The organism is Devosia sp. XK-2 (assembly GCF_037113415.1).
Lineage (GTDB): Bacteria > Pseudomonadota > Alphaproteobacteria > Rhizobiales > Devosiaceae > Devosia.
In genome coordinates, this window is the sequence record NZ_CP146608.1 from 2,534,761 (window position 1) to 2,547,794 (window position 13,034).

10 protein-coding genes and 1 pseudogene are annotated in these 13,034 nt (G+C 60.4%); 9 read left to right on the forward strand and 2 right to left on the reverse strand.

What is annotated here, in order from left to right:
- Positions 1-14: 14 nt before the first annotated feature.
- From V8Z65_RS12430 to V8Z65_RS12460, 7 genes and pseudogenes are all read left to right on the forward strand, one after another.
- A complete protein-coding gene (locus V8Z65_RS12430) occupies positions 15-725 on the forward strand; it encodes an N-acetylmannosamine-6-phosphate 2-epimerase (protein WP_338720463.1) in 711 nt (236 codons plus the stop codon).
- A complete protein-coding gene (locus V8Z65_RS12435) occupies positions 722-1,735 on the forward strand; it encodes a Gfo/Idh/MocA family oxidoreductase (protein ID WP_338720464.1) in 1,014 nt (337 codons plus the stop codon). The genes V8Z65_RS12430 and V8Z65_RS12435 overlap by 4 nt, the downstream gene beginning before the upstream one ends.
- A 176-nt stretch (positions 1,736-1,911) precedes the next feature.
- Positions 1,912-3,090: pseudogene (locus V8Z65_RS12440) on the forward strand (sugar ABC transporter substrate-binding protein).
- Positions 3,091-3,152: 62 nt separating this feature from the next.
- Positions 3,153-4,019, forward strand: coding sequence for a sugar ABC transporter permease (locus tag V8Z65_RS12445; RefSeq protein ID WP_338720465.1), 867 nt, complete (start codon positions 3,153-3,155; stop codon positions 4,017-4,019).
- A gap of 5 nt (positions 4,020-4,024) precedes the next feature.
- On the forward strand, positions 4,025-4,834 hold the full coding sequence (locus V8Z65_RS12450) for a carbohydrate ABC transporter permease (RefSeq protein ID WP_338720466.1): 810 nt from the start codon (positions 4,025-4,027) through the stop codon (positions 4,832-4,834).
- Positions 4,835-4,839: 5 nt separating this feature from the next.
- Positions 4,840-5,919 carry a sn-glycerol-3-phosphate ABC transporter ATP-binding protein UgpC gene (gene ugpC, locus V8Z65_RS12455; protein WP_338720467.1) on the forward strand — a complete coding sequence of 360 codons (1,080 nt, stop codon included), beginning with the start codon at positions 4,840-4,842 and terminating at the stop codon, positions 5,917-5,919.
- A 9-nt stretch (positions 5,920-5,928) separates the two neighbouring features.
- The gene (locus V8Z65_RS12460) at positions 5,929-6,651 is read left to right on the forward strand and encodes a glucosamine-6-phosphate deaminase (protein WP_338720468.1); all 723 of its coding nucleotides are present in this window, start codon (positions 5,929-5,931) and stop codon (positions 6,649-6,651) included.
- A 236-nt stretch (positions 6,652-6,887) separates the two neighbouring features.
- Here V8Z65_RS12460 and V8Z65_RS12465 read toward each other — a convergent pair whose 3' ends face one another.
- A complete protein-coding gene (locus V8Z65_RS12465) occupies positions 6,888-9,167 on the reverse strand; it encodes an acetamidase/formamidase family protein (protein ID WP_338720469.1) in 2,280 nt (759 codons plus the stop codon).
- A 307-nt stretch (positions 9,168-9,474) separates the two neighbouring features.
- Here V8Z65_RS12465 and V8Z65_RS12470 point away from each other — a divergent pair, with 307 nt between their 5' ends.
- Positions 9,475-10,926: an acetamidase/formamidase family protein gene (locus tag V8Z65_RS12470; protein WP_338720470.1), complete on the forward strand. Its 1,452-nt coding sequence runs from the start codon at positions 9,475-9,477 to the stop codon at positions 10,924-10,926.
- A 269-nt stretch (positions 10,927-11,195) separates the two neighbouring features.
- On the opposite strand, the gene V8Z65_RS12475 is transcribed toward V8Z65_RS12470, so the two are convergent.
- A complete protein-coding gene (locus V8Z65_RS12475) occupies positions 11,196-11,915 on the reverse strand; it encodes a WYL domain-containing protein (protein WP_338720471.1) in 720 nt (239 codons plus the stop codon).
- 87 nt (positions 11,916-12,002) lie between these two features.
- Between V8Z65_RS12475 and V8Z65_RS12480 the strand changes: the two genes are divergently transcribed.
- Positions 12,003-12,947, forward strand: a complete 945-nt coding sequence (locus V8Z65_RS12480) for an alpha/beta hydrolase (RefSeq protein WP_338720472.1) — start codon at positions 12,003-12,005, stop codon at positions 12,945-12,947.
- The last annotated feature ends 87 nt before the right edge of the window (positions 12,948-13,034 follow it).

Here is a 13,034-nt window from a genome sequence, read left to right on the forward strand (position 1 = left end):
GTTCAGGAGCTCGGATGACTATCTCCGCAAAAACACTGTTGGACGGACTGCGCGGCCAGCTCGTCGTGTCCTGTCAGGCAGCTGCCGGCAGCCCGATGGCGCCGGTTGCTCATATCGCGGCGCTGGCGCAATCTGCGGTCATTGGCGGTGCCAGGGCCGTTCGCATTGAAGGCATCGCCAACGTCCAGACCGTTCGCGCCGCCGTCGACGTTCCGATCATCGGGATCGTGAAAGCGCAGCATCCGGGCTTCGAGGCTTTCATCACGACGACAGTCGACGAAGTCGACGCTCTGGTCGACGCCGGTGCCGATGTCATTGCCTTCGACGCCACCGATCGGGCTAGGCCCGTGCCAGTCGCCGAACTGGTAGCGGCCATCCTTCGTCGCGATCGTGTTGTTATGGCGGACATCAGCACCATCGCCGAGGCGCGCCTTGCTATCGAGGCAGGGGCTCATGTCGCCGGCACGACACTTGCCGGTTACACCGAACACTCCTCTGTGCTCGCCGGCCCTGACTTTCCGCTGATGACCGAACTGGCAGCGGCGCGATTGCCGTTCGTTGCCGAGGGCCGCATCTGGGACCCCGCCGAGGCCGCGCGGGCCATTGCCATTGGCGCCCAGTTCGTTGTCGTCGGCTCGGCGATTACGCGTCCCGACGACATCACCCGCCGCTATGCCGCCGCTGTAGCCGCAGCGGCCCAGCCTCGACTTGGAGAAACCGCATGACCACTCAATTTCGCGTCGCCGTCATCGGTGCTGGCTTCATGGGATCGATGCATGCCTCGATTTTTTCGCGCGAACCACGCGCCAAGATGGTGGCTATCGTCGACTACAATATCGAACTGGCCTGTTCGGTCGCGGCTCGGTTGGGCAATGAAGTGAAGGCCTATGCCAGCCATGAGGAGTTGCTGGCGGCAGAGGAGCTCGACCTTGTCAGCATCTGTACGCCGGATCATCTCCACCTCAAGCCGGCACTCGATATCGCTGCCAAGGGCATCAATCTCTTCGTCGAAAAGCCGATCGCCTCCACCATCGAGGACGGGCAGAAAATCGTCGATGCCTGCAAGGCTGCCGGCGTCAAATTAGGTGTTGGCTACCTGCTGCGGTTCGACCCGCGCTACTTCAAGGCGCGCGAGCTAATGCAGACCGGCAAGATTGGCACACCGATCCATATCTATGCCCGTCGCAACAGCGCTCGGACGGAAGGCCCCAAGCGCTACGGCGGTACCTTGCCGCTGGCACTGCATGTTACCGTACATGATGTAGACCTCGTGCTGTGGATGCTCGAGGGGCAGACACCAGTGTCTGTCTATGCCCAGCAGACGGACATCCTGCTCGGCAAGACCGGCACGCAGGACACCATCGCCGCCATGGTCCGCTTCTCGGGCGGGACGCTCGTGACCTTCGAGAGTGCCTGGTCACTGCCGGCCGGGGCTCGACATATGATCGATGCCCGTATGGAGCTGATCGGCACTGAGGGGTCGTTCGAGGTCCAGTGCGGCGACAGCGGCCTCTACTTCGCCGACAACCAGACATCGCGCGAAATCGACACCCAGCACTGGCCGAGCTTCGGCGACGTGGTCGGGGGCGATCTGCGCCAGCAATTGAGCAGCGTGCTCGAATGGCTCGATGGCAGGCCTTCTCAGGTCGCCACGGGCGAGGAAGCACTGCGCTCTTTGGAATTGACGCGAGCCATGATCCGTTCCGCCGAGAGTGGATTAGTGGAACGGCTCTAGCGTCGATCGCATGGCCCCGCGCAGCGGTGCCGAACAGGGAACGGAACGAAGGGAATGAGAAGATGAAGAGACGCAATCTGATCGCCTTGACGGCAGCTTTGGCTGCTACGGCCGCTTTACCGGCCTTTGCTCAAGATGCCAACAAACCATATGCCGGCACGCGCCTAGCCGTGTTGATGGAAGGTCATCCGACCACCGACGGCATCCAAGCGCTGTTGCCAGAGTTCACCGAGCTCACGGGCATCGAAGTCGAGCTGGAGGTGGTTCCGGAATCCGACATCACCGCCAAGATGCTGCTTGAGTTTTCCTCGGGCTCGGGCCGCTACGATGTGGTGCAAAACAACATCATCTTCGTCCCCGGCTTCGTCGAAGCTGGCTACATCGAGCCGCTTGATCAGCTCGAAGTAGAGAACCCGAACTTCATCGATCGTGCTGACTTCGTGCCGGGCTACCTCAACACGAACATCCTCGACGGCAAGCTTTATGGCCTGCCGGTCTACGGCGAGAGCACGTTCCTGATGTATCGCAAGGACCTGTTCGAGGAATACGGCATCGCCGTTCCGGAAAGCTTCGACGACATCGAGGCGGCAGCCAAGACGATCGAGGAAAGGTCGAACGGCGAGATCACCGGCATCACCATGCGCGGTGCCCAGGGCATTCAGAGCGTCTATGTGTGGGCCGGCTACCTCTGGGGCTTCGGCGGTGAATTCATCAATGGCGAAGGCGGATCGGCACTGGCGACACCGGAAGCAGCTGCTTCCCTTGAGGCCTTTGCCCGTGTGCTCAACGAATAAGGCCCGGTTGGCGTGGCAAATTTCGGCTGGGAAGAAAACCGCGTCCTGTTCCAGCAAGGCAAGGCCGGCATGACACTGGATGCGACCGTCAACGGCGCGTTCAATGAAGACCCAGCCATTTCGTCGGTCGTCGGAAAGGTTGGCTACGTGCCCGTGCCGGTACAGACGGATGCGGCCAAAGGCGGATCCTCGTCGCTAGCTGTGCACAGCCTGTATGTCTCGTCGGCTTCGGCCAACAAGGAAGCTGCCTGGCTTTTCGCCTCGTGGGCTACCGCGAAGGAACAACAGATCAAGTCTCTCGAGATCGCACCTAATTCTGGTGTGACCTCGTTGCGGGCACTGTCGTCCGAGGCGTTCAACTCTCGTTACGGTGCCTTCAAGGACGCGATGATCGCCTCGATCAACCAGGGCAACCCGCAATACTTGCCGACGGTAGCCGCGGCCAACGAGATCATCAACAATGCCGGCATCGCCGTGTCCAAGGTCCTGGCCGGCACTGCCAGCGCCAGCGACGCCTTGGCCGAAGCGGATGCCGCTAACGCGGCAGCGCTCTCGCGCTGAGTGCCGGCGGCCCCGTCACGTTCATTCTCCCGCGTGACGGGGTCCCTTTTGAAGGATTTGCCATGACCAACGACGCAACGACCCTTTTCTATCGCCCGGTCATGGTCCTCATGGGAGCCGTCTCCGTCGTGGTTACGGTCTATGTGCTGTGGTTAACGATGCAGAACATCTCGCTGCTACGCCCGGGACAACAGCAATTCGTAGGGTTAGAAAACTACATCCGGCTGCTATTTGATATGCGTGGGCTATCGGCCCTGTGCCGCACCGTGATGTTCACCATAGCCGCCACGGGTGTCGAGCTGGTGCTCGGACTGGGCATCGCCCTCCTGCTTGATCGGGAATTTCTCGGAAAGCGCGTCGTCCGCGCCCTGATCCTGGTGCCGATCGTGATGACCCCCGTTGTGGTCGGTCTCACCTGGCGCTTCATGTTCGATCCCTCCAGCGGTATGGCCAATTATCTCCTGTCTGTCGTCGGGTTCGGTGCCGTCGACTGGCTAGGCAGTCCCAACGTCGCGATCTTCTCGCTACTCATTGCCGATATCTGGCAGTGGACCCCGTTTGTCGTGTTGCTGACCATGGCTTCGCTGGAATCGCTGCCCGGGGATCCCCAGAATGCCGCCCGTGTTGATGGCGCCCACGAATGGCAGGTGCTCTGGCACATTACCCTGCCGATGATGCAGCGGGCGCTGCTGGTCGTGGGCGTGATCCGCGCGATCGACAGTATCAAAGCGTTCGACCTCTTCTACATCATGACCCGCGGTGGGCCGGCGCTCTCCACCGAGACGCTGAACCTTTATGGCTACATCGTTGCCTTCACCAACTTCGACATCTCCTATGCACTGACCATCGCCATGGTGCTGACCATTTTGACCAACGTCGCACTACTTGCAGTCTATGGCCTGGCTTTCCGCCCTAAAAAGAGTGGATGAAACCCATGCGCAAGCTCGCCTTCTACATTCTCATCGCAGTGCTAGTCGTCGTTGTGCTGTTCCCGCTCTACTGGGTCGTCGTCACCTCAATCAAATCCAGCCGCGACGCCTTTGCCATCCCTCCGGTCTGGCTTTTCGAGGCGACCTGGGAAAATTACGGTCGTGTGCTGAACAACGGGGTCTTCCTCCGGGCATTCGTCAACAGCGTCCTTGTCTCGTTTACCGCCAGCATCATCGCCGTGGCTATCGGGGCGCTCGCTGCCTACGGGCTCGTGCAGCAGGGTGAAGAGGTCAAGCAAAGCAACGAAAAATTCGTGCTGAGCATGCGCATCGCGCCACCGATCATCTTCGTCATTCCGACCTACTTCCTGGCCTCGCAACTCAAGCTGTTGAACAATCATTGGCTGCTGATAGGCGTCTATGCCTTTATCAACATTCCCTTCGCCATCTCCATGCTGCTGACCTTCTTTGAGGACATCCCGCGCGAACTGCGCGATGCGGCCAAGGTCGATGGTGCCCGCGAGTTCACGATCTTCCGGGAAGTGTTCTTGCCAGTGGCCAAGGGCGGCATCATCGCTACGCTGATCATGTGCGTGCTGTTCACTTGGAACGAGTTTCTCATCGCACTGGTGCTGACCGGTCGGGACACGCAGACCTTGCCCGTCAGCATCACCTCTTTCCTCACCTTCCAGGGCGTCCAGTGGGGTCCACTCACCGCCGCCGCAACGCTGGTTATGCTGCCCATGCTGGTGCTTGGCATGCTGGTTCAAGGCCAGATCGTCCGCGGCATGTCGCTCGGCAGCATCAAAGGATAGATTCCATGCCAAAGCTTTCGCTCCAGCTCACGAACATTACCAAGTCCTACGGGGCAACGCCGGTTCTAAAAGGCATCAGCGTAGAAGCGGAGGAAGGGGCCTTCGTCGTCCTGCTCGGTCCATCAGGGTGTGGTAAGTCGACATTGCTGCATGCCATAGCCGGCCTCCATCCGATCGATGGCGGTGACATCATTATCCAGGGACGCTCGGTCGCCGACGTGCCAACACGCGACCGGGATGTGGCGATGGTCTTCCAGTCCTACGCGCTCTATCCGAACATGACCGTTGCGCAGAATATCGGCTTCCCCCTCCGGATGCGGAAAATGCCCGCGGACCAGATCGCAGCGAACGTCGCGGAGGTGGCTCGCCTGTTGCAGATCGAGCCGCTGCTGCAGCGCCGCCCACGCGAACTCTCGGGCGGCCAGCGTCAACGCGTCGCCATCGGGCGCGCACTAGTGCGCGACCCCAAAGTCTTCCTGTTCGACGAGCCACTCAGCAATCTTGACGCGACCCTTCGCGTCGAAACCCGATCCGAGATCAAGCGCCTGCACGCGCAGCTAGGCAAGACCATGATCTACGTGACCCACGACCAGATCGAAGCGATGACGCTCGCGACCAAGATCGTGGTGATGAACAAGGGCGACATCCAGCAGATCGGAACGCCGCATGATGTCTATCATCGCCCTGCCAACTTATTCGTGGCCCGTTTCGTCGGGTCTCCGACCATGCAGATGTTCTCGGGAAGCCTGGTCAGCGACCAGGCCGGCGAGCTAGTTTTCGATGACGGCAACGGATGGGCCGTCCCGGTCCCTGGCGCCGATCGCTCGGCCATTGGTAAATCGGTCCTGCTTGGCTTGCGTCCCGAACACATCGCGCTGGCCGCTCCCGGCACGGGAGAGAAAGCGATCGTCGAGGCGGTCGAACCGACTGGTCCTGAGGACAATGTCGTGCTCACGATCCGAGGTCAGAGAGCGTTCGCTCGTTTCGCCACGGCCAGCGTGCAGACGGGGACCACGGTCGGGGTGATTTTGGACATTGCCAAAGCTTCGCTCTTTGCGGCCGATAGCGGCCTGCGTTTGAACTAGGTACGCAACATGGAAGTCGTAGTCCTGCCCACGGCGGATGCCGCGGTCGCTTATGCGCATGGCCTGATTGTCGAGCACCTCAAGGCAAAACCATCGACTGTCCTCGGCCTTCCCACCGGCGCTACGCCCCTGGGGGTGTACGTTCGACTGGTAGAGAGCTATCGGTCTGGCGCGGTCAGCTGGCGTTCGGTGACAACGTTCAATCTCGATGAGTACTGGGGCCTCGGCGAGTACCACCTGACGTCCTACGCCGCGTACATGCGGCGAGTGCTTTTCGATCACGTCGACTGCCCGCTTCGCCAACGGCACATCCCGAACGGTTGCGCCACCGATGCGGTGGCAGAAGCCCGAGGTTATGAAGCGTCGATCGATCAGGCAGGGGGCATAGACATGCTGTTGCTCGGGCTTGGTCGCAACGCGCATATCGGTTTCAACGAACCGGGTTCGCCCTTCACCTCACGGACCCGCCTGGTCGATCTCGCGCCATTGACGCTTGCTGCCAACAAACTTCATTTTGCCTCGGGAGAAGAACCGCCCGGCCAGGCGATCTCCATGGGAATTGCTACGATCCTTCAGTCCCGGAGGATTGTCGTACTCGCCACGGGTGCGGCCAAGGCAGAGGCCGTTCGGAGGTCGATTCGCGAAGAGCCGAACGTGGAGGTGCCAGGATCGGCACTACAATTCGCGCAGGACGTCACTTTTGTCGTCGATGAGGCGGCCGCCGGAGCTTGATCGACGGACGTATGGGGAGTTCTTCACGGATCGGAGCCAGTGGTAGCTCTTATGGTCCGCAAACAAGGCCTGCCCGTCCTCTTCCACCCTCAGCTACAGGCGCGGCATGTTTAGCGGACGGACGGCTTTCAAAACCGTGAGGTTGGATGGCGAAGGGCGAGAATGGGGCGCGTTGCGGATCGCGAGGAGACCTCACCCTGATGTCTTTCATGACCTGACTCTAACTGACTCTGGCGCTAGACGTCCCGCAGACAGGGAAGCGTAGATTTCTGGATGATGGCATGTGCGCCAAAGTTGCCATCGGCCACTTGGGTAATGCCAAAATCGACAGCAAGTGACATTAATGCGAGAGCCTCGTCCTCGTTGAAGCCGTGTGTGTCGATCAAGAAGCGTCTGGCTTGGCGGAAGGCGTTCCGCAAAGCCAAGTCGACAGTGGATTTGCGATAGACTTCGGATTGGGCGCTTCGGCCCAGCTCGCGCAGATAATTGGGGTAGCTGAAGCTCTGGATAACCCAAGTATCGGGCGTTTCGATGAGTGGGCCTTTCAAGCCGCGGAGATGTTTGGGCTCTTGCTTGGCTTTATGCAGGTGAAACCGAAATTCGCCCGTCAGCGAGCACTCCAGCGCGGTTCCATTTATTTCCCCGTCAGCCTGAGCGAAGTGGCCATCGCCGACGGAAAAGAGGGCTCCTTCGACCGCAACGGGCAGATAGATGCGGGAGCCTTTGCCGGCCCGCCAATTGTCGATATTGCCGCCAAATGGACCGGGCGGAATTGTGTCGACCAGCTCGGCTTCGCGGGGCGCCACGCCCATGAAGCCGAAGTGCATTCGCGCCGGAACACGGACGGCATTGAGTGGGCCTTGCCGGTGTTCCACCGTTGTATGGTCTACCGGGACGCCGGGATAGTCCATGGTGGCATGGACCACGCCATAAGGGTCCGTCTGTGGCGTCCAGCGATACGAGTAGAGCGGCGCGGCAATATCAGGGTGGTCGAGATCAATTTCGAAGATCGTAACGGTCTCGTGCTGATCGGCAAGGTCGAGCAGGTCGTTGTAGTGGTAGCCCCACCAGGCAGATGCGTTGGAAGCGAAGGCCTTGCCGCGATGGGCAGGGTTGCCGCTAGGTCGGGGGCGGATGTCGACGATCTCGACTTCCAGAATGTCTCCTGGCTCAGCGCCGCGGATATAGACCGGCCCTGTGCAGATGTGGACGCCAAAGCCTTCGCCTGCCCCCCGGCCAAAAACGGATGCATCAATAGGACCGGCACCGCGCCGCTCGACAGATTTGCCTTCCGCCGTCCAGGCAAAGACGTTCTCCGCGCCAGGATCACCTGCGACCATACGGTCCCAGTCGTCAGCAGCATGCTGTGTCAGGGTTTCAATGGTGACGAGGTCGCCTGCATCAACGCGCAGGGCGGGTGGAAGGCTATGACTGAGATAACCCCAATGGACCGTCTGGGCGGTTGCCGGTAGATAATGCCGCTCAAGCGTGGGTGGATAATCGGGAGCCAAGGCGGCAGTCGCCGGTCCTCCCAGTCGCGGCGGGGCGTCTGGTGGCGCCACGAATTGAGATGGCTTGCCGCGCAGGCCATAGGGGTGCGCGTCCGTTCCGCGTAGGCGCCGCATTTCGCTGGGCGTGGCGCCAAAGGCGGCCCCGAAGGCGCGGCTGAAATGGGCTTGGTCGCGGAACCCCCAGCGCAATCCAATCGAGGCTATACTATCTCCGTCATGATCGGGATTGAGCAGATCCGTTCGACAGCGCAGCAACCGTTGCTGGCGGACATAGTCGGAGAAACTCTCTCCCCGTATTTCGAACAGGCGCTGCAGATAGCGGGTTGAAAGACCTTCATCACGGGCAATGCGGCTGGGATGGAGATCGGGGTCACTGAGGACACGATCAATAGCCGCGACAATACGGCGGAAGTGGCCGGCCTGCACGCTGCTGAGATCGCCTTCCGGTGCCCGGAGTTCGCCCAGCATGGCGCTGGCAAGAAGCTCGATCAGGGCGATCTCACCGGCGCTCGCATCGGGTTGTTCCAGGCTATCGAGATTGGTGACCAATGATCGCACCAGGGCGCGAGCGGCCTGCCCGGCGACTGTGCTGCCCAAAATGACTGGATAGTCTACGCGGCGTCGACCGAGCCGGGCCATGAGTGGCGCGGCGGGGAGCAGGATGAACATGGCTTCCCAATCGTCGCGCCCATCGAGGCTGAAGCTGTGCCCGGCATCGATCACTACCAGATCCCCACTGGTGAGTTCGCGGGTGCCCGCTTCGGTCTGCAGGCTAAGTCGACCGCTGCGCGGTTGCAGGACAATTATGCGGCCGTTGGTTGGGACCGCATTGTCCAGCCGCTGCTTTTCGCCCGACAGGCTGGCGAAAATCGCGTCCGAGTTGGACCGAAACCAGTCAATCACGCCTGAGCCGGTGCTGGCGTCGGACGGCGCCAAAGCGATCTCTGAGAGGCGACTAGCCCATGCGCTCGATCGCTGATCGAGCGGAATGTGATCAAAACTCATTGCCTGCCGCACAAGGTGCATGGCCGGTCCTTTCGGTCCGTCAGGCCAACCAACAATGAGAGCTTCCCGGCTCGAACTGTACCTTATCCATCATTGTTCGGCACCGCTTGTCTCGAGACGTACAATCTCTTGTGTTTTGACCTGCACTGGAACGGTTGAGAGCGAGGTGATTTCGATTTAAATCATTGATAATAAACAATATATTCAGTTGATTTGGTCGAGTTGGGCATTTGGTGGGCGCTTGTGGAGCCATCGGGTCGTGGTCATCCTTGGGCACGTAAACACTTATCGGGAGACCAATCGAAACATGTGCAAGGGTGATGATGTTCACTGTCCGCAATTCCAGGAACACTACGAAGCGTTCCGGGGCGATCTGAATTCGGAGCGGCGCAATTTTCTGCGCGGGGGGCTGTTCGCTGCCGGCGGAGTCGCGGCGCTTGGCGCCACTGGTGGTCTGTCGCTGGTGACACCCGCTTTGGCGCAGGCCAGTGCGGCGCGTCAGCCGGGTCAGCCGACCTATCACTATCTGCCTGCCAACGCCGATACTGTGCATTGGGGCTATTTCAGCAAGACGCTGACACCGAAAGTCGAAGTGGAGTCTGGCGACTTCGTCACTATTGAAACTCTGACCCACCATGCGGGCGATGATCTGGAGCGTATGGTGCAGGGCGATGAGGGCGCTGAAAGCGTCTATCTCTGGACCAAGGACAAGAAGGGCGTTGAGCGCCGCGGCGCCGGTTCAACCGATCCATCGGTCTATACCAAAGGGTCGGGTGAGGGGCAGGGCGTTCACATCATGACCGGCCCTGTCTATGTGCGGGGCGCCGAGCCAGGCGATGTGCTGGAAGTGCGCATTGTCGATTGCAAACCCAGGCCCTCTGCCAATCCAGAATTTGCCGGAAAAGCCTATGGCTCAAACGCCGCCGCCAATTGGGGCTTCCACTACAACGACATGCTGGGTGGCCAAAAGCGTGAGGTGATCACCATTTATGAGGTGGACACGAGCGGCGCCAAGAACTGGGCCGAGGCCGTCTATAGCTTCCCATGGGTTCCGCAGACCGACCCCTATGGCATTGTCCACCAGACCATCGACTATCCCGGCGTGCCGGTTGACCACAGCCTGACGACGCGGAATTTCGACGTGCTCAAGGGTGTTCGTATGCCGATCCGTCCCCATTTCGGCACGCTTGGTCTGGCCCCCAAGGAGGCCGACTATGTCGATACCGTTCCACCCAGCTATACGGGTGGGAATATCGACAACTGGCGCATCGGCAACGGCGCAACCATGTACTACCCGGTGTCGGTGGAAGGGGCACTTCTGTCCGTCGGCGACCCGCATGCCAGCCAGGGCGACAGTGAATTGTGTGGTACGGCCATTGAGTGCTCTCTTACCGGCACGTTCCAGCTAATCCTGCACAAGAAGGCCGACCTCGGCGGGACGCCGCTCGAAGAGCTTAACTATCCGATGCTGGAAACCCAGACGGAGTGGCTGGTCCACGGCTTCTCATTCGCCAATTATCTCGATGAGCTCGGGCCCACGGCGCAAAGCGATATCTACGGCAAGTCGTCGGTCGATCTTGCCCTTCGCGACGCCTTCCGCAAGATGCGCCATTTTCTGATGACCACCAAGGATCTAACGGAAGATGAGGCGATCTCGCTGATGTCCATCGGCGTGGACTTCGGCATAACGCAGGTGGTGGACGGCAACTGGGGTGTCCATGCCATCGTCAAGAAGGACCTGTTCTCGGGTCGCTACTAGCCACTCAACAGGCGCCAGTACCGCACCGAGACGCGATATTGGCGCCTGCCTAAACGCATTCAACCGTCGGGCGAACGCGCGAAAGCGAGCCTATGACACCTAACTGCCGTCCGCTTCTGGCTTGCGGCCGCTATCCGGGCAATGTCCGATTTGGGGCGCGTCGCTGCCAGACTGCTGCCGCCCCCATTGCGGTCGTCCCGCGGCTCAGGACGGCTTCTTGAAAGCTGCCGTCCCCAATCGCCGACGTCTCAACGCAGATCGTGCGACGTCTAGCGGGATAAGTCACGAACCGGGCGAACGTGATCCTCGAACGGCACGTGTCGCCGCTGAAAAGTGGCGCCTTCGTCGACCGCCGGTCTGCTGATCCGATCCATTCGAAAATGACGGAAATCTTCGCGCGCAGGGTCCCAGGCCACCAGATACCAGAGCGGTGGCAGGATCAGCATGGCGTGCGGTTCAACAACACGATTGGTTACGGCCCCTCTTGCGTCACGGTACTGGAAGCCCAGGTACTGCCGCTGGAGAAAAGCTGTCTCGAATGCGGGCAGCAGTGCGGGATCCATCGCCGCCAAATCCGATATGTCCACCAGCGGTGAAAGCCGTCCGACATAGAGGCAGTCCAGAAACCGGCGCAGGTCGCGTACCTTGTCCGGCGGCAGGGCCCTCTCGATCTTGGCAAGCCCCGCATCCGCGAGCCCCGCAAAGGGCAAATTCCCGGCGGCCCGCATTGATGCAACGCTGATGAGCAGCGCAAAGACCTCGGCGACCGAGAGCCGCGCCGTGGTCTGAACCGATTGCGGATCAAGTTGCACCCCGCCGCCGCGCCCCGGTTCGGAGTGAATGACAAAACCCTCATCGCGCAGCGCGCTGATGTCACGCAACACCGTGCGCCTGGACGCGCCAACCTCCCCCGCCAGGTCCGCGACTGTCGAAGTGCCGTTGCGGCGAAGGCTGCGCACGATGGCGTCTTGTCGGAGGCGAGCTGTCATTCGGCAACGCTGTCATTCAATGGTGTCAAAGTTTGGCACCATTCGCCTTTAGGCAACCGCTGCACATGTTAGCAAGGCGAATTATCAATGCTCAATACCGTCGACTTTCCCAAGCCCACCCTTATCGCTGTCAATGGTGTAGAACTCGAGGTCTTCGAGGCAGGCAGAGAAAACAAAGGAAAGCCCATTGTGCTTTGTCACGGTTGGCCCGAGCATGCCTATTCTTGGCGCCATCAGGTACCCGCCCTTGTCGCTGCGGGCTACCACGTCATCGTTCCAAACCAGCGGGGCTATGGCAACTCGTCCCGCCCGGACGATGTGTCGGAGTATGATATTGAACACCTGACGGACGATCTCGTCGCACTTCTCGATCACTACGGATACCAGGATGCGACCTTTGTCGGCCATGACTGGGGCGCGGCGGTTGTCTGGGGGTTGACCCTGTTGCATCCCAGCCGGGTCAACAAAGTGATCAATCTGAGCCTGCCTTATCAGGAGCGAGGCGAAATGCCGTGGATCGAGTTCCTGGAGCTGATCCTGGGCAGCGACTACTACTTCGTTCACTTCAATCGGCAACCTGGCGTGGCGGACGCCGTACTGGACGAGAATGCGTTCCGCTTTCTTCGCAACCTTTACCGCAAGAACGTGCCCCTCCACGCGCCCGAGCCGGGCATGGTCATGATCAACCTAGCTAGAGCGGAAACGCCGCTCGGTGAGCCTGTGATGAGCGATAGCGACTTGGCCGTTTACGTCTCGGCCTTTGAAAGATCCGGGTTCACAGGGGGCATCAACTGGTACCGCAACCTGGACCGCAACTGGCACCTACTGGAGGACGTGGACCCCATCATCCATCAGCCTACGCTCATGATCTATGGCGACCGGGATGTGATTCCGAAATCTGAAAAACTGGCGGATTTCGTGCCCAATGTGGACGTGGTCAGCCTCGATTGCGGCCATTGGATCCAGGAAGAAAAGCCGGAGGAAACCAACCTGGCAATCATTGACTGGCTGGCACGGAAGAGCGCCACCTGATCCCTGGACCTATTCAAGACCACTCCACCCCCAGCGGGCCGGGGGTGGAGTGACCTGCCGAAGGCTATGAACGATGACAGGGGAGAT